Annotated in this window: 17 protein-coding genes, 1 tRNA gene and 1 pseudogene; 6 read left to right on the top strand and 13 right to left on the bottom strand. The window is 60.0% G+C overall.

Features of this window, described 5'->3' with window-relative positions; translation table 11 throughout:
* Positions 1 to 14 precede the first annotated feature (14 nt).
* The 9 genes from HMPREF3009_RS08365 to HMPREF3009_RS08325 all read right to left on the bottom strand — a co-directional run bounded on the left by HMPREF3009_RS08365 (position 15) and on the right by HMPREF3009_RS08325 (position 9545).
* Positions 15 to 1682 (bottom strand): formate--tetrahydrofolate ligase, encoded by a 1668-nt coding sequence (locus tag HMPREF3009_RS08365; protein WP_070681289.1) that lies wholly within the window; start codon positions 1680 to 1682, stop codon positions 15 to 17.
* 62 nt (positions 1683 to 1744) lie between these two features.
* Complete coding sequence (locus HMPREF3009_RS08360) at positions 1745 to 3052, bottom strand: anaerobic C4-dicarboxylate transporter (RefSeq protein WP_070681286.1); 1308 nt, start codon at positions 3050 to 3052, stop codon at positions 1745 to 1747.
* 304 nt (positions 3053 to 3356) lie between these two features.
* On the bottom strand, positions 3357 to 4889 hold the full coding sequence (gene aspA / locus HMPREF3009_RS08355; RefSeq protein ID WP_070681283.1) for an aspartate ammonia-lyase: 1533 nt from the start codon (positions 4887 to 4889) through the stop codon (positions 3357 to 3359).
* Between the two features lie 91 nt (positions 4890 to 4980).
* Positions 4981 to 5826: an ATP phosphoribosyltransferase gene (gene hisG, locus HMPREF3009_RS08350; RefSeq protein WP_046649145.1), complete on the bottom strand. Its 846-nt coding sequence runs from the start codon at positions 5824 to 5826 to the stop codon at positions 4981 to 4983.
* Between the two features lie 73 nt (positions 5827 to 5899).
* Positions 5900 to 6163, bottom strand: coding sequence for a phosphoribosyl-ATP diphosphatase (locus HMPREF3009_RS08345; RefSeq protein ID WP_046649144.1), 264 nt, complete (start codon positions 6161 to 6163; stop codon positions 5900 to 5902).
* Between the two features lie 104 nt (positions 6164 to 6267).
* Positions 6268 to 6993, bottom strand: coding sequence for an HAD family hydrolase (locus HMPREF3009_RS08340; RefSeq protein ID WP_046649143.1), 726 nt, complete (start codon positions 6991 to 6993; stop codon positions 6268 to 6270).
* Positions 6994 to 7377 (bottom strand): hypothetical protein, encoded by a 384-nt coding sequence (locus HMPREF3009_RS08335; RefSeq protein WP_046649142.1) that lies wholly within the window; start codon positions 7375 to 7377, stop codon positions 6994 to 6996.
* Positions 7378 to 7401: 24 nt separating this feature from the next.
* Complete coding sequence (gene mshC, locus HMPREF3009_RS08330) at positions 7402 to 8646, bottom strand: cysteine--1-D-myo-inosityl 2-amino-2-deoxy-alpha-D-glucopyranoside ligase (protein ID WP_070681280.1); 1245 nt, start codon at positions 8644 to 8646, stop codon at positions 7402 to 7404.
* Between the two features lie 47 nt (positions 8647 to 8693).
* Positions 8694 to 9545: an undecaprenyl-diphosphate phosphatase gene (locus HMPREF3009_RS08325; RefSeq protein ID WP_180963872.1), complete on the bottom strand. Its 852-nt coding sequence runs from the start codon at positions 9543 to 9545 to the stop codon at positions 8694 to 8696.
* A 75-nt stretch (positions 9546 to 9620) separates the two neighbouring features.
* Between HMPREF3009_RS08325 and HMPREF3009_RS08320 the strand changes: the two genes are divergently transcribed.
* Together HMPREF3009_RS08320 and HMPREF3009_RS08315 are read left to right on the top strand one after the other, a co-directional pair.
* Complete coding sequence (locus HMPREF3009_RS08320; RefSeq protein WP_070547424.1) at positions 9621 to 10652, top strand: NHL repeat-containing protein; 1032 nt, start codon at positions 9621 to 9623, stop codon at positions 10650 to 10652.
* Between the two features lie 50 nt (positions 10653 to 10702).
* Positions 10703 to 11815, top strand: a complete 1113-nt coding sequence (locus HMPREF3009_RS08315) for a quinone-dependent dihydroorotate dehydrogenase (RefSeq protein ID WP_070547423.1) — start codon at positions 10703 to 10705, stop codon at positions 11813 to 11815.
* A gap of 15 nt (positions 11816 to 11830) precedes the next feature.
* Here the strand turns inward: HMPREF3009_RS08315 and HMPREF3009_RS08310 are convergent, their stop codons facing one another.
* Positions 11831 to 12226: a hypothetical protein gene (locus HMPREF3009_RS08310; protein WP_046649137.1), complete on the bottom strand. Its 396-nt coding sequence runs from the start codon at positions 12224 to 12226 to the stop codon at positions 11831 to 11833.
* A gap of 23 nt (positions 12227 to 12249) precedes the next feature.
* Positions 12250 to 12813 (bottom strand): YbhB/YbcL family Raf kinase inhibitor-like protein, encoded by a 564-nt coding sequence (locus tag HMPREF3009_RS08305; RefSeq protein WP_070547422.1) that lies wholly within the window; start codon positions 12811 to 12813, stop codon positions 12250 to 12252.
* A gap of 242 nt (positions 12814 to 13055) precedes the next feature.
* Between HMPREF3009_RS08305 and HMPREF3009_RS08300 the strand changes: the two genes are divergently transcribed.
* Positions 13056 to 13141: transfer RNA gene (locus HMPREF3009_RS08300), tRNA-Leu, on the top strand.
* Between the two features lie 131 nt (positions 13142 to 13272).
* On the opposite strand, the gene HMPREF3009_RS08295 is transcribed toward HMPREF3009_RS08300, so the two are convergent.
* Entirely contained in the window at positions 13273 to 13914 is a 642-nt protein-coding gene (locus HMPREF3009_RS08295) for a DedA family protein (protein WP_046649180.1), read from the bottom strand.
* A 296-nt stretch (positions 13915 to 14210) separates the two neighbouring features.
* Between HMPREF3009_RS08295 and HMPREF3009_RS08290 the strand changes: the two genes are divergently transcribed.
* Positions 14211 to 14951 carry a TVP38/TMEM64 family protein gene (locus tag HMPREF3009_RS08290; RefSeq protein ID WP_046649135.1) on the top strand — a complete coding sequence of 247 codons (741 nt, stop codon included), beginning with the start codon at positions 14211 to 14213 and terminating at the stop codon, positions 14949 to 14951.
* A gap of 37 nt (positions 14952 to 14988) precedes the next feature.
* Positions 14989 to 15561, top strand: coding sequence for a hypothetical protein (locus tag HMPREF3009_RS08285; RefSeq protein WP_046649134.1), 573 nt, complete (start codon positions 14989 to 14991; stop codon positions 15559 to 15561).
* On the opposite strand, the gene HMPREF3009_RS08280 is transcribed toward HMPREF3009_RS08285, so the two are convergent.
* Complete coding sequence (locus HMPREF3009_RS08280) at positions 15558 to 16406, bottom strand: DUF3097 domain-containing protein (protein ID WP_070547421.1); 849 nt, start codon at positions 16404 to 16406, stop codon at positions 15558 to 15560. The two genes, HMPREF3009_RS08285 and HMPREF3009_RS08280, sit on opposite strands and share 4 nt — an antisense overlap.
* A 33-nt stretch (positions 16407 to 16439) precedes the next feature.
* Here HMPREF3009_RS08280 and HMPREF3009_RS13805 point away from each other — a divergent pair.
* Positions 16440 to 16668: pseudogene (locus HMPREF3009_RS13805) on the top strand (hypothetical protein); the annotation flags it as partial.

Genomic DNA, 16668 nt, shown 5'->3' with positions numbered 1-16668 from the left:
GACCGTACGGCGGCTTAGAACAAGCCGGAGATCGATCCGTCAGCGGCAACGTCGATGTTGTTTGCCGCGGGCTTCTTCGGCAGGCCCGGCATGGTCATGACGTCACCGGTTAGGGCAACGATGAAACCAGCGCCGGTGCGCGGCTGCAGCTCGCGGACGTGGAGGACGTGGCCTTCCGGAGCGCCGAGCTGGCTGGGATCATCGGAGAAGGAGTACTGGGTCTTAGAGATAACGACGGGGAACTTCTCCCAGCCGTTGTCCTTGATGTACTTGAGATCCTTGAGCGCCTTGGAGGAATACTCGACGCGTTCTGCGCGGTAAATTTCCGTGGCGATGGTCTCGATGGATGCCTCGATACCATCGGCGGGATCGTAAAGCTGGTGAGAGGAGCCTTCGGAGAGGCTGTCCAAAAGGCGCTCAGCTAGCGCTGTGGCGCCGGCGCCTCCCTTGGCCCACACCTCTGCTTCCTCGAGCGCGACGTCAAAGTCTGCCGCCCACTGGCGCATGAACTCGCGCTCGGCATCGGTATCGCTGCCGAAGAGGTTGAGGGCCACCACTGGGGTCAGACCAAACTTGCGGAGGTTCTCCACGTGGCGCTCGAGGTTGACCACGCCCTTCTTCAACGCTTCCAGGTTTTCCGTAGTCAGTTCCTCACGTGGCTGGCCACCGTTGTACTTCTGGGAACGGATAGTCGCCACGACGACGGCGCCGGCGACATCGAGGTTACCGAAGCGGGACTTGACGTCGAGGAATTTTTCACCGCCGAGATCCGCGCCGAACCCTGCCTCCGTAAGAACGATATCGCCGAAGCGCATCGCGGTCTGGGTAGCGAGGAGCGTGTTGCAGCCGTGAGCGATGTTGGCAAATGGTCCGCCGTGGACGAAGGCCGGGGTTCCGCCGAGAGTTTGCACCAAGTTGGGGTTGAGTGCATCGCGCATCAGTGCCGTCAGCGCGCCTTCTGCCCCCAACTCGCGGGCAGTGACCGGCTTCTGGTCATAGGTGTAGCCCACAGTGATGTCGCCGAGGCGCTTCTTCAGGTCTGCCAAGTCGGTGGCGAGTCCCAGGATAGCCATGATTTCGGATGCCGCGGTAATGGTGAAACCGGTCTCCCCCGGTACACCGTGGGCCGGGCCGCCAAGACCGGTGACGACATTGCGCAGCGCGCGGTCGTTAACGTCGATACAGCGCTGCCAGGTGATGCGACGCGGATCGATGTTGAGAGCGTTGCCTTGGTGGATGTGGTTATCGATGATGGCGGCCAAGGTATTGGTCGCCGCAGAGATGGCGTGGAAGTCACCCGTGAAGTGGAGGTTGATGTCCTCCATGGGAACAACCTGGGAGTAGCCGCCTCCAGCGGCGCCTCCCTTAATGCCCATGACGGGGCCCTGGGAGGGCTCGCGCAGTGCCACGATAGCCTTCTTCCCCAGCTGGGTGAGGGCATCGGTCAAACCGATAAGGACAGTGGATTTGCCCTCACCTGCTGGAGTCGGCGAGACACCAGTAACGAGGACGAGCTTGCCGTTGGCGGGTGTATCCCCAACTTGGGTGATATCTACCTTGGCTTTATTCTGCCCATAAGGGATAAGAGCGGGCGCCGGGATACCGGCGCGGGCAGCAATATCAGTGATGGGTTCGAGCTGGTGGGCTTGAGCGATCTCAACATCAGAACGTTGCGTAGTCATGCCCACCAGCTTAGCGTGCTAAAGAAGTGTCTTGAGCAAAATCAAATAATTTTTTGATAATGCTAGAGAACGACTGCGCCGATGGCGTAGCACAGGAGGACCGACAAGGCGATGCTCACAGTGCCAGGAATGATGAACGGGTGGTTGAAGACAGCCTTTCCGATGCGGGTCGAGCCAGTGTCATCCATTTCAACGGCCGCCAACAGGGTCGGGTACGTCGGCAGAATGAACAGAGCGGATACCGCGGGGAAGGCAGCGACAGCGGTCAGCGGGTTGACGCCAAGGGCCAGGGCCGCAGGCATGAGAGCCTTGGTGGTGGCTGCCTGGGAGTACAGCAGCGCCGCAGCAAAGAAGAGCACGATGGCCAGCAACCATGGGGCGGATTCGATGACGGACCCGGAAATGGCCTGGATGTCCTCCATGTAGTGGTTAATCAGCGTGGTGCCCAACCAGGCCACACCAAGCACACAGATACAGGCAGACATGCCAGACTTGAACACTGGGGTGTTGAGAACGTCGCCAGCGGAGATCTTGGTGATCATGACGATGAGGGTTGCAGCGGTAAGCATCACCGTCATGATGGCTTCGTTACGGGGCAGAGTCGGCTCTTCGATGAGTCCTACCTGGGAGGAGGTCAGGGTGGCCCACAGCATAACGATGACGATGGCAACCAGGAAGATGATCACGGAGGTCTTGGCGCCCTGCACCGGGCTGTAGTTGTGGGAGCCCTGTGGCATCTTTACCAGGCCTTGGGCCTTGCGTTCTTGGTAAACGGGATCATCTTCGAGCTCAGCGCCTGCTCGGTTGGCAATCCAGGCGGCAGGGAAAATGGAGAGGAACGTCGCAGGAATGAGCACGGCGAGGATCTGCAAATAGCCCACGCCCATGGGCTCCAACAGGGAGGCCAGCAAGACTACGGCCGCAGAGATGGGTGAGGCGCAGATGGCCATCTGCGAGGCAACAACCGCGATGGACAACGGGCGTGAGGGGCGGACCTTGCCTTCCTTGGCTACCTCGACGATAACCGGGAGCGTGGAAAAAGCGGTGTGTCCAGTGCCTGCCAGAACGGTCATCAGCCACGTGACGACCGGGGCATAGAACGTGATCTTCTTCGGGTTTTTACGAAGGAATCTCTCTGCCAGGTAGACCAGATAGTCCATGCCGCCGGCGCGCTGCATGGCAGCGATGGCCGCGATAACGGTCATGATGATGCCGATGACATCGAAGGGGATATCTTCGCGGGTGACGGGGACGCCGGTGAGGCCTAAAAGTAGAACGCCCAAGCCGCCGGCCATACCAATGCCGATTGAACCGATTCGGGCACCGAGATAGATCGCCGCAAGGACGATGAGGATGTGCACTACAACCATTGTGTAACTCCAATATGTGCAGTTGAACTGCAGTATGGGTGGTAATTCGCGCGGCGGTCAGAACACGACCATGGCGCGAGAACTGACAGTTTTTATTCTTCCCTATTGGTGTGGCTTTAGCGAGTATTCAGGCCCGATTGTGTCCGTTTCCACAAAAGTGCGCACCGACGGCTCGGTCTCGAGAGAGGGCGTGATACCTGGTGTGGTTGAAAACGGGCACACGCCCGCGCCGCCATCATTGAGGCAGCGCGGGCGTGTGTTGTACAGCATGAGCGATTCGCTCTCGCTAGTGCTGGGCGACGATTTATTCGTCGATGTACAGCTGGCCGCGGAACTCCGGGTGCATGAGGTTTTCCACGGACAGAACCTTGTTGAGGGTTTCCTCGTCGAGCAGGCCCTTCTCCAGAACCAGTTCCTTGACTCCCTTGCCGGTCTTCAGGGACTCCTTGGCAATGAGGTCACCGTTGTGGTGGCCGATGAACGGGTTCAGGTAGGTGACGATACCGATGGAGTTCTCCACATAAGCACGGCAGACGTCAGCGTTGGCGGTGATGCCCACGACGCACTTCTCACGCAGGGTGTCGACGGCGTTGCCCATGATGCGGATGGACTGGAACAGTGCCTCACCGATCACCGGCTCCATGACGTTGAGCTGCAGCTGGCCTGCCTCAGCGGCCATGGTAACGACGTGGTCATTACCGAAGATCTTGAAGCAGACCTGGTTAACAACCTCCGGGATAACCGGGTTGACCTTACCCGGCATGATGGAGGAACCAGCCTGACGCGGCGGCAGATTAATTTCTGCCAGGCCAGCACGCGGACCAGAGGACAGCAGGCGCAGGTCGTTACAGATCTTGGCCAGCTTCATTGCAGCGCGCTTGATCGTGGAGTGCAGAAGCACGTAGGCGCCGCAGTCCGAGGTTGCCTCAATGAGATCGCGGGCGGTCTTAATCTCCAGACCAGTGACCTCGGACAGTGCGGCGGTGACCTGGTGGCGGTAGCCGGCCGGGGTATTCACGCCGGTACCGATAGCGGTTGCGCCGAGGTTGATCTCCAGCAGACGCTTCTGGGCGTCACGCAGGATGGCCTGCTCTTCCGCAAGGTTGTGCGCGAAGGCCTTGAACTCGTCACCCAGGGTCATCGGAACGGCATCCTGCAGCTGGGTGCGGCCCATCTTTAGGATGTCAACGAACTCATTGCCCTTGGCGTGGAATGCTGCCTGCAGGGTATCGATGCGCTCGATGAGGTCTTCCATGGCGTAGTAGATGCCCAGGCGGAATCCGGTGGGGTACGCATCGTTGGTGGACTGGGACATGTTGACATCATCATTCGGGTTGATGATGTCGTAGGCACCCTTTTCCTCACCGAGGTGCTCGAGCGCCAGGTTGGCCACAACCTCGTTGGTGTTCATGTTGAGCGAGGTGCCAGCGCCACCCTGGAAGACATCCAGCGGGAACTGGTCCATGCAGCGGCCCTCTTCCAGGATCTGGTCACAAGCCCAGATGATTGCCTCTGCCTTTTTCTTAGGAAGGACGTGCAGACGGCGGTTAGCCATCGCGGTGGCCTTCTTGACCTGCACCATACCGCGGATGAAATCCGGGATGGTGTTGATGGTCACGTAGGAAATCTGGAAGTTCTCGATAGCGCGCAGCGTATGAACACCGTAGTACGCATCGCTCGGAACCTCTACGGAGCCGAGAAGATCAGTCTCAGTACGCGTCTTTTTGCTGGACGGGGACTTCGGAGCCTTGTTGGTGGCTTTTTCCTCGACCTGGGACTTCACGTCCTTGGTCTCCTTGGCCTCCGGCTGAGCATCCTTCTTAGTTGTCTTTGCCATCGGGGCTGACTCCTTGCATAAAAATCGAAGAACGATGATGGTCAGCCCCCATCGTAGCTAGGAGCGCGAATAAAATGCTTGGATTCTCCCCCTAAAAGCGGGCAATTCGCAGATCTGAAGCCAAGATTGCCTCGGCGCCGAGCCCTTCCAGCGCGTCCATCACCTGATTAGCCTGCTTGCGGGGCACCATGACGCGCACAGCCACCCACCCTTCGCGTGCCAGTGGTGAGATGGTGGGACCAGTCAAGCCGGGGGTCACAGCTTCGACGTCTGGGAGCTTCTCTTCCGCCACGTTGTAATCGAGCATGACATAGTGGCGGGCGTTGAGGATTCCGCGAATGCGGCTGAGCACAACGTTCTCTTCGGCCGTGACTTCTTCGCCCTCGCGCTTGATCACGACGGCCTCGGAAGAAACGATGGGCTCGCCAAAGGGCTTAAGCCCTTGCTGACGCAGGGTAGTTCCCGTTGAGACAACATCTGCGATCACGTCTGCGACACCGAGGTGAATCGAAATCTCCACCGCTCCGTCGAGGCGAATGACGTCAGCCTCAATTCCATTCGCGCTGAGGTGATTGCGCACAACGTTGGGGTACGAGGTAGCGATGCGCTTGCCCTGGAGCTTCGGAACATCCCACTGCTCCCCCGCTGGTGCTGCGTAGCGGAACGTCGAGGCGCCAAAACCGAGATCCAAGACTTCGTTAAATTTCGCGCGCGAATCGAGAGCCAAGTCGCGGCCAGTAATCCCGAGATCAAGGACACCCTGCGCGACATAAATGGCGATATCTTTCGGACGCAGGAAAAAGAACTCGACGCCGTTGTCCTCATCCACTACGTTCAACGATTTATTGTGACCACGGCCCTTATATCCTGCTTCCTTGAGGATCTCCAGAGCGGCCTCGGACAGAGAGCCTTTGTTAGGGACGGCGATTTTGATCATGAGTGTGCGGTGCTTTCTACGGTGATTGCGCTGGTTGTTGAAACTGCTGGAAGCCCTCGTACTGGGCGGCCGATTAGAGGTAGGTGTAAATGTCCTCGAGCTTCAGGCCACGCTTGTGGGCCATGACTTGGAGCCAGTACAGCAGCTGCGACATCTCCTCGGCGAGCTCTTCATCGGACTGATACTCTGCGGCAATCCACACTTCGCCAGCCTCTTCGATGATTTTCTTGCCCAGGTGGTGGATCCCTTTGTCAAAAGCTTCCACGGTGCCGGAGCCTTCAGGGCGCTCGGCGATTTTCTGGGACAATTCCTCAAACAGGCTCTCAAAATTCTTCACAATGGCTTATTCTTCCACACTGCTGCATAAAATGCTTCCTCCCTAGCCGAAATCCCGACGGAAGGAGTCAACCGCTCCACCGCCCCGCAGCGAATCCGCGGCGGCTAGAGTGCGCGTAGGCGGTTGTACCAGTCGTGGACGTCGGCGGCTGAAGCGCCGTCGAGATGGCGGTGCTGGGTTCCGCGCAACTCGGTGATGACGGTCGCCTCCTCCGGTACCGCAACGTGGTCGCCCTCGGGCAGCGCGATGACGGTGCAGCCAGCGGCGACAGCCGCGCGCATGCCGGCTGCAGAATCTTCAAAGACCAGGCAATCCTGCGGTAAGGCGCCTACCCGGCGGGCAGCTTCGGCATACATGTCCGGAGCGGGTTTGCCCCGCGGGACTTCGTCACCGCAAATCGTGTCCACGAAGTAGTGTCGGCCTAAAGCCGCAATCGCGGAGTCCGCCACGTAACGTTCGGTATTCGTGGTCACCATCATGGGCACACCCAACTCCTTGAGCTCACTAAGCAGCTCCGGAATACCCGGGAAAATCTCGAGGTGTTCGACAAAAAGGGACTTGACATAGTCGAACATGAGCCGACGGTACTTTTCGGTATCTCCGGGCTGAAGCACGACGCCCGCCTTATCGGCACAGATGGCCAAGGTGTCCTCGAACGTGGCGCCTACCGTGGCTAAGCGCTCCGTCGGCGTTAGCCGGCGTCCCAGCGTTTCGGAGAGGTGGAAGGTGGCTTGCTCCCAAAGGGGCTCGGAATTAGTAAGGGTGCCATCCATATCCCAGAAGATCGCTGCGGGACGGGTAGCACCTGCAGCCTGCTCACTATCAGTCAATTAAAAATCCAGTTCCGGTAGCTGTGCCAAGGCATCGTCATCCGCGCCGGTGGCCGCCGAGGCAGAGTGAATAAGCTCCGTGAGCTCCTCCTTTTCCTCCGGCTCCAGCACTGCGTCAGCATTCTTTCGGTTGAAGGCGGCGAGTTTCTCCACGGAGGGGCGCACCGCTGCACTCAACAGCCCACCTTCCGGATCATCGGGCAGCTTATCCAGATCATCGAGGAAGGACTCGAGGATGCTGCGAAGATCCGGAAGCACCGTTGCATCGAACGGTGCCTCCCAGAACTCCTTTTCCTCTTCCTTGAGGTAATCCCCGGTGGCAAAGGACTCTAGGTTAGACATGAACTCATCTACGGTGGGCTGGAATTCGGCGCGAATCGTCATGAGCTAAATCATGCCTGAAGTTGTCTAGAGGCGCACGCCCAGCAGAGAATTAAGTGCAGTGCGCAGCAAGCTGGACGCCTCCTCATCCGGAGCACCATCCTGCAGTGCCTTATCTGCCCATTGATCGATAACCTCAAGGGCACGTGGCGTATCGAGGTCGTCGGCCAAGGCACGACGTACGTGGTGCACGACCTCCTTGACTTCCTCCACGTTGCCTGCCGTGCGGGAAGCCGCGCGCCAGCGCTCCAGCCGCTCCTGCGCGGTGTTCAGGACCGCATCGGACCAGTCGCGGTCGGCTCGATAATGGCCGGCGAAGACACCGAGACGGATGGCCGAAGGGTCGACGCCAGCCTCGACGAGCTTGTGGACGAACACCAGGTTGCCCAATGACTTCGACATCTTGGTGCCGTCCAAGCCGATCATGCCGGTATGCACATAGGACTGGGCCATCCGCTCCACACCCAACGCCGCTTCCGCATGGGCCGCGGAGAATTCGTGGTGCGGGAACTTCAGATCCGATCCGCCGCCCTGGATATCAAAGCTGGACCCGAGCCGGTTGGTCGCGATGGCGGAACACTCGATGTGCCAGCCCGGACGCCCCGGGCCAAACGGAGATTCCCAGGCGGGCTCGCCCTCGCGGTGGGCGCGCCAAATGAGCGCATCCAAAGGATCCCGCTTGCCGGGACGGTCCGGGTCACCGCCGCGCTCGGCAAAGAAGGTCTCCATCTGCTCGCGAGAATAATTCGACTCGTAGCCGAAGTTCTTCGTGGCCTCAATGGAAGCGTAGATGTCCGGGAACTCAGGATCGTCGACAACGTAGGCTGCATCGGCGTCGAGAAGCGCCTGCACCATGACCGTAATCTCGTCGATGGCCTCCATCGCTCCGACGAAGTGCTGAGGCGGAAACACGGAGAGCAGCTCCATGTCCGAGCGGAAAAGATTAATCTGCGAGGTGCCCAGTTCGCGCCAATCCACACCGTCGCGCTCAGCGCGCTCGAAGAGCGGATCATCCACGTCGGTGATGTTCTGGGCGTAATTCACGGTGTAGCCGTTATCCAGCAATTGGCGGTAAATCAGATCAAACGTCAGATAGGTCGCTGCATGGCCCAGGTGAGTGGAATCATAAGGGGTAATGCCACAGACATACATCGTGGCGGTCTCCCCCTTGATGTTGAGCTTCTTTACCTCTTCATCAGCGGAATCATAGAGGTGAAGCGGCGACGGGGCGCCAGGGACGGAATCGATGTGCGGGACAGGCCAAGATTGCATGGGCACCATCCTAACGTGTGGTCCCACCGCCGCGGGCGCATGGCCGGTTAGGGGGCAAGAACCCCGAGGCCCAGCAACAGCATGACGAGAAGCCCGACAGGAATGCGGTAGGCCGCAAACCATTCGAAGGAGTGGCTGCCCACGAACTTCAGCAGCCACGCAATAGACGCATAGCCGACGACGAATGCGATGAGCGTGCCGACGAGCAGCTGGGCGCCGGTGGCAGACTGCCCCACGGTGGGGCCGAAGGCGTCGCCAAGCGAAAACAGCCCCGAAGCCATGACCGCAGGAATGGCCAAGAGGAAGCTAAAGCGCGTCGCCACCTCGCGATCCAAGCCCAAAAAGAGGCCGCCCGAAATCGTTCCTCCCGAGCGCGAGACACCTGGGATAAGTGCCAAGCACTGGCACAGGCCCATGACGATGGCATCGCGCATCGTCAGTTCCTCGAAGCTGCGTTCCTTCTTCCCTACCCTCTCGGCGATGATGAAAACGAAAGAGAAGAGCACAAGCATAGATGCGGTAATCCACAGGTTGCGCAGGTTATCCCTAATCAGGTCCTTGCCCAGCACACCCAGGATGCCGATGGGGATAGAACCGACGATGACCATCCATCCCATGCGATAATCCTGGCCGCGCTGCTCCTTGTGCACGAGGCCTATGAACCAGCCTTTGAGGATCTGCCAAATCATTCCCGCGAAGTACACGATCACTGCCAACTCGGTGCCGAGCTGGATGACCGCAGTGAAGGAGGCACCTGCGTCTTGGCCCCAAAACAGGGTGGACACGATGCGCAGGTGTCCGGAAGAGCTCACGGGCAGGAATTCGGTGAGGCCTTGGACGAGGGAGAGGATGATGACCTGCATCCATGTCATGGCTTCAGTTGTCGCTGTTGTAGTCACCCGCGACAGCCTACTAGCGCGGTCCATGGCTTCCGGTTTCCACCACGCTGACTGCTAGGATGAGGGATCGTGAAAATGCGTCGTGTTCTGCTTTCTTCTGCCCTTCTCACCAGCGCCTGCGCTCTTGCCGCCTGCAATCCCACGGTTGGTGTTGGCGCAGATCCCAATTCCGCGGTCTATGGCAAGGCCGAACCCGCCTCCTCCCCGGCGGCCACCAAGCCGGTGGGCAACGTCGTCCCCTTCGATGCCGTGTCGGATCTCGCCGCAGTCGGTGACGTCCTTGCAGTTCGCACCGATGAGTCACTCGCCGTAGGCACCGCCGATGACTTCTCCGAGGAGAAGGCCACCACAGTATCCGTCGATGCGAAATGTGGCGACCTGACTGCCTCCGACCAGCACTTCCTTCTCGCCTGTGGGGATAAGGTACTGCTCTTTGATCCCCAGAAGCCGGATTCCCCCCAGGAGTTAGCAGTGGATGAGGAGACGCCGGTGACGGTGGCCGCAGAGGCCTCCAGCGGCGAGGTTTTTGTGGGCTCTCGGGAGTCCACGACTATCGGGGTCTACGTGGACGGTGAACGTAGCAGCGATATCACGGTGGAAGCAGGCTCGGATCAGCTCATCTCCGTCCCCAATCCGGATGGCGCCGACGGCATCGTCCGCATCTTCAGGGAGGACTCCACAATTCAGTCGTTGGACTGGGAGAAGGATCGCGCGGGCGGACGCCTTCGCTCGGGCCAGGGCGTGGGACAGATCGCGGGCGGTGAGGGCGCCGTGGTCGTAGCTTCAGACACCGTGGGCAAACGCGTGGCCATTTACACCGCCAGCGACGTCATCCGCCTACACCAGTACGGAAACATCGACGGCACGCCGTGGGGCGTGGCCTGGGACGCAGAGCGTTCCTTGGCTTGGGTGACCACCACTGACAACAATCTGTTGCACGCCTTCACCGTCGCTGCGGGTGTTCCGGAGTCCGTCGGCAGCATGGCCACGGTGGCGGACGCTCAGAACGTTGCCGTGCTTGGCGACGGCACCCTCGTCACCGCCTCAGCTAGCGGTGACGGCCTCCAGTTCATCAGCGATCCGCAACTCGACGAGACACCCCGCTAACTTTCACCATCCCGCCCCTTTTGATTTTCACTTCTTTTTAAGGACACCGCATGCAGTACTCAGCCCTTGACCGTGCCCGCCACGCGGCCTACCAGGCCGCGTTGAAGGGAATGTTCAAACTCAGCCCGGAACGTATCCACGGCATCATCAATGGCGGTCTCGCCGCGCTTCAGGTCGCCTCGCCGCTTAACCGTGCGCTGGGCAAGATCGTACCGGTCACTGATCCGGTCCTGGCACAAGAGGTCTTTGGCGTGCGCTTCCCGCGCCCGCTGGGGCTGGCCGCAGGTTTTGATAAGAATGCGGCGGCTGCCGACGTCTGGTCCCCCATCGGCTTCGGATACGCCGAGCTCGGCACCATCACCCCGAAGGCGCAGCCGGGCAATCCAGCTCCCCGACTTTTCCGGCTCAAGGCTGACAAGGCCATCTTGAACCGCATGGGCTTTAACAACGAGGGCGCGCTGGTGGCTGCCCGCAACCTACGCAAGCGCCGCTCTAACGATGTCGTGGGCATCAACATCGGTAAGAACAAAGTCACTGAAGCTGAGCATGCGGTGGATGACTACCGCCAATGCGCATCAGTGTTAGGGGATCTGGCCGATTATGTCGTGGTCAACGTCTCCTCCCCTAATACCCCGGGCCTGCGCGACCTGCAGGCGGTGGAATCCCTGCGCCCCATCATGGAGGCCGTGGTGGAATCGACGTCCTCGCCGGTCTTGGTGAAGATTGCACCGGACCTCAGCGATGAAGATATTGATGCCGTAGCTGATATGGCCGTAGAGGTTGGACTAGCAGGCATTGTGGCCACTAATACCACCATCTCACGCGAGGGGTTGGTAACCCCGGCTGAGGAGGTCGCGGCGATGGGAGCCGGCGGCGTGTCCGGCCCTCCGGTGGCTGCGCGCTCGCTGGAGGTCCTGCAGCGCCTCCACTCCCGCGTGGGCGATAAGCTGGTTCTGATCTCGGCTGGTGGTATCTCCACCCCGGAGCAGGCGTGGGAGCGTATCACTGCAGGAGCCTCGCTGCTGCAGGGCTACACCGGCCTGATCTACGGCGGCCCGGATTGGATCCGCGACATCCACCGTGGCATTGCCCAGCAGATTCACGCTCACGGCTTGAGCAACATCTCGGAGGCTGTAGGTTCCGGCCTGGGATGGGCGGACTAGCCCGCCACCGCGGTTCTAGCGCAAGGTGCGACGGATAATGACCGCACACAACCCTGCTGCGACGGCGTACAGGAAGACCACGTACTGGCCCATCGTCGTGAGAACCGTGTTGGGAAGCGCCCGGCTGGCGATGATGAGGACGAGCGCCAGGACCAGGGCGATGATTTGCTCGCGGCTGCCCCGCTGATCGCGGCGTTGGGTGCTGAATGCGCCGACGAGAAGCGCCGCACCCACAATGGCCAGGCGGCGCCATGTCCATTCGAAGGTAGCTCCCCAGCCGTCGGTAAATATGGATACGAGCCCGAATAGCGCGAGCACGGCGGCCAGCAGCATGAAGGCGCCGCCCACGCGCAGGGCGGCGGGGATATCTACTCCGTCAGTGGTGGGGTTGGTCTCCGGATTCTTACTCATTGTGATGAGTGTAATTGGCCCCTTTAGTGGGCTTCGTACCAACCCCAGGTAACCGCACGGCCAAGCGTGTGGAAGAAGAGGTTGAAACCGAGGACCGTCGGGGTGGCGTCTGGATCAATATCCAACGTCTCTACGTCAACGGCGTGTACGGCGAACAAGTAGCGGTGCGGAGCATGCCCGGCTGGCGGCTGGGGTCCGTAGTAGACGCGTTGGCCGCTATCGCCTCGCAGGCTGATGACACCGTCGTGGCCGAGGTCTTCAGCAGAGCCGGCACCAGTAGGTAGCTCGCGGACATCGGCAGGAATGTTGAAGGCCGCCCAGTGCCAGAAACCTGAGCCCGTTGGTGCGTCAGGATCAAAGCAGGTGACGGCGAAGGACTTAGTTCGCTCCGGCACGTCGGACCACGACAGCTGCGGCGACACATTCTCCGGCGCGCGGAAACGCTCCGCGATCTCTGAGCCTTCCTCGATGTCAGAGGACGTCACGGTGAAGCTGGGGACTTCCCCCAACGGTGCGTAAGGGTCCGGGCCCGGGAAACGAGAGTCAGCTGCGTAGTTCACGGTGGAATCTAAAGTGTTGCTAGTCATAGATCCCTTTGTACCGGAAAGCTATATTCAGCGCGCCGATTTAGGGTGCAGACGCCATATACAGGGCTTGCGGGTGCACCGTCCGGAACTCGCAAGAGCTAACGAACAACGTACTTCCACCGGTGTGTTTTCAACCCTTAAAAGTAACGTGAAAACATGGTGTGTAGTGCTGATTTGTGAAGTGGCACCGGTTCGGGATACAGTATTCGAGTGCCCAGCCGAGAGGCTGAACAAACACCCTAGCCCGGGTGGCGGAATGGCAGACGCGCTAGCTTGAGGTGCTAGTGTCCTATTAACGGACGTGGGGGTTCAAGTCCCCCCTCGGGCACAACCGAAACCCCGTGTTTCGCACCATCGGAAAAGATGATGTGAGACACGGGGTTCCTGCTTTCGTATGTCCGGCCCGGGGGGTAGCCCATCGGCGGGCGGCCGCCCCGACTTGGCGGCTCCCTAAAGCCCCTATCCCGCTGTAGTAATAGTGGGTTCCCGCTCTTCGACCACCGTGGCTTTCTTCTTCGACGTGACGTAGCTGTGTACTGCCTTGATCGCAATGGGAGCTACTGACAGCGCAATAATGAGCAGCATGATCTTCTCAATCGAGTTGGCGATGCCCGGAATATTGCCCAGAAAGACGCCGACGAGGTTCATAGAAAGCACCCAAGCCACTGCCCCGCTGACATTCCAGCCAATGAACTTCTTATAGCGCATCCCGGCCGTCCCGGCAGCCACCGGGATGAAGGTACGTACGATCGGAACGAACCGTCCCAGCACCAAAGCAAGAGGGCCGTGCTTGCGGAAAAAATTCTCCGCGGTGTTAAGGTACTCCAACTTGAGGAGCCGTGCATCCTGCTGAAACAAGCCGCGCCCGAAGCGGTGGCCAATCCAATAGCCCACTTGATCACCTGCAATAGCAGCCACGATACCCACGGTGATAAGCAGCCACAGTGAGACATGGAGATCGTGGCGCAGAATCGCGGCGGTCACCAGAAGGGAGTCTCCCGGAAGAAACGGAAAGAGCACGCCTGATTCGATGAATACAACGAGCGCAATTCCGCCAATCACCCACGGCCCGAACGCTTCGAGTAAGGTGGCCGCGTCCATATAGGACGTGAGGTTATGAAGAAAGTCCAAGATCCACTCCAAAAAGATCATCGGTGTCAGGACAGACACGAAAAGAAAGCAGTGCGGATGCGCACCGCTCTTCAGTATCCTCCGCGAAGTCCATATCGTATGCACTGGATTGGGGCTTGCCAGCAAGTTGGGGCGAAACTGCCAGCCCCTCCCTAGACGGCGTTGATATCTGCTTTTATTTCCTCCCCGCTAGCGCTGGGCGCGAGTATTCTTCATGCAGCCTGAATGAGGGATCAGCAGCCTTGTAGCGCTAGGCTTGAAGCCCTATGAAAACTGGTTGGGTGCGCAGCGTCGGTGACTTCTTCGTGTCACTGGGACGATCGGCATGGCAGAGCTTTCGTCGCTGGAGCTGGAAGCGGTGGGCAGCAGTAATCGTTGCCGGCGCGGCGTTGATTGTAGGTGCCGTGCTTGTCGACGTCCCCTCGCTCGCCGTGCTGCGCTCGTGGTCGGAGCACCTTGGGCCTTGGTTCGTTGTGGCCTTTACAGGGGCCTATGTTTTCTTTACGCAGTTTCCCATCCCGCGAACTGTATGGACGCTCGCCGCTGGCCTGCTTTTCGGTCCGTGGCTGGGGTTGGCCATCTCTCTCGTGGCGCTGACCATCTCCGCTACCGTTTCCTTGCTCATTGTGCGCAGCTTGCTCGGTGAGTGGATTCGTCCGCACCTCACGCACCCAGCGGTGTACGCAATCAACGCTCGACTCGACCGGCGCGGCTGGCTGGCTGTAGCGTCACTGCGGATGGTGGCGGGAGTTCCTTTTTCCTTACTCAACTATGTCGCCGCGCTGACTCCCATTTCGGTCATGCACTTCTCCGTAGCCACGCTCATCGGCTCTATCCCCACGACCGCCATCGGCGTCTTCTTCGGGGATGCGCTCACCGGCTCCACGAGCCCCTACACCATTGTCGCCTTCCTGTTAGCGGCCGCGCTCGGGGCCGCGGGGCTCATTCTTGACACGCGTTTGCCTCTTGCCCCCGGAACGCGCGGCTCGGTCAAGCGCAAGGGGTAGACTGGGCCTTGTTTCTCTCTGGAAGGAGTCCCGCACTGTGCTAGCAGTCCACGCCCGTTACCGCGGCCGCTCGGTACGCCGAGCTGATTTGGTTCAACGCTCCGCCGCTGCCTTGTCCACCCTGGAAGGCATTGGTGAATTCGAGGTTCTCGGTGTCGAGGATATCTGCGCCGTGGCCTATTCTTCTTCCGCAGTCTGCGATGTTGTGATGGCGCTGCTCGCGGACGGTGATTGGGCCATCGGCATCGGAGTTATCCCCGGCCAAGGGGCCGGTGACGCCGAAACTCGGGCGGTGGCTACCGCCGCGGTCAAAGGCTCCGCTCGTGCGGGGCACGTCTACGCCAAGGTGGATCGTCGCGGGCGGGCACAGCAAGCGCAGGATATTGCGGCGGCCTTCGCCCTTTTAGGCTTTGTCTTGAACAAGCGCACGATGGAGGGCCGCGAGGCCACCTCGCTGGTACGCGGCGGGCTGAACCAAAATGAGGCCGCTGAAGAACTGGGCATATCCAAACAGGCGATGTCCCAACGCCTGCAAGCTGCGGGCTGGGCGGCAGAGACCGCCGGCTGCCAGCTGGCGGTCAACCTCATCGACCGAGCAAATGCGGATTAGAGTAAATCCTCTTTGCTCAGCTCCGGTGTGGTGACGAAGTCCACGAGCCGCTCTACCGCACCGATCAGCGTGGAATCCAGATCCCGGAATGACGTCACGGCGTTGTAGACGCGGCTCCAGCCTTCCTTAGGGTCAGACCATCCAACACGGCGGCAGATGCCAGTCTTCCAGTCCTCTCCAAAGGGCACGTCCGGCCAGGCTCGCAGCCCGAGGCGCTCAGGTTTGACTGCTGCCCAGATATCAATGAAGGGATGCCCGGTAACGAGCACGTGCTCGCCGACCGTCTGCGTCAACCGCGTCTCCTTCGATCCTTCGACAAGGTGATCCGCCAAAACCCCTACGCGGCGTCCAGGGCCCGGCTGAAATTCGGCGAGACGTTCCTCGAGGTTGTCCAGACCTTCGAGGTATTCGACGACCACACCTTCCACGCGCAGGTCGTGGCCCCACACCTTTTCCACGATGGCGGCATCGTGGATGCCCTCGACCCAAATGCGTGATGGCGCGGCTACCTTCGCTTCCACATTTTCCACGCGGCGTGATCCTGAATTGGACTTGCGGGGTGCTTGCTTTTCGACGTAGCGGGTCAGCGTAACCGGCTGCCCCTCCAATAAAAATCCACCTTTGACGAGTTTGAAGACACGTGCGTTTCCGTGCCGATCCTCGAGCCGCACTACTGGGCCCCACACGGTCTTGTCAACGCCTAAGACCGCTCCCACAAAATCATCACCGCGAACCTCGACCACCATGCCTGGTTCTGCGGGTACCTCGGGGTACTCCGTCTTCTTGTTGCGTGCATGTCCGGCAAAAATATCGCCGCCATAGGGGTCCCGGGAATTCAAGCTCATAGCGGTCTACCCTATCGTCTACACTGTCCAGCCATGGATATGCGCGCCGAAGTCTGGTCCCCTCTACAAAACGTTGCCGTGTGGCTTGGAGCGTGGTTGTGGGGCCAGGAATCTACCGATGACTTCCTCGACGCTCTCACTGAGCTTGGCGGCGAGCAAGTAGCCGCTGACGGTAAGCCTTTCGTTAATGTTATGTCACTTCTAAGGCGCGAGTCGGCCGCGATCATCGAGCGCGGTGAACGCGAGCCATTGCTGCGGCTGG

The sequence above is a fragment of the Corynebacterium sp. HMSC034H07 genome, assembly GCF_001815175.1.
GTDB lineage: Bacteria > Actinomycetota > Actinomycetes > Mycobacteriales > Mycobacteriaceae > Corynebacterium > Corynebacterium hiratae.
The sequence above is the reverse complement of the archived record's forward strand: the minus strand, read 5'-3'. Positions and strand labels throughout refer to the sequence as shown.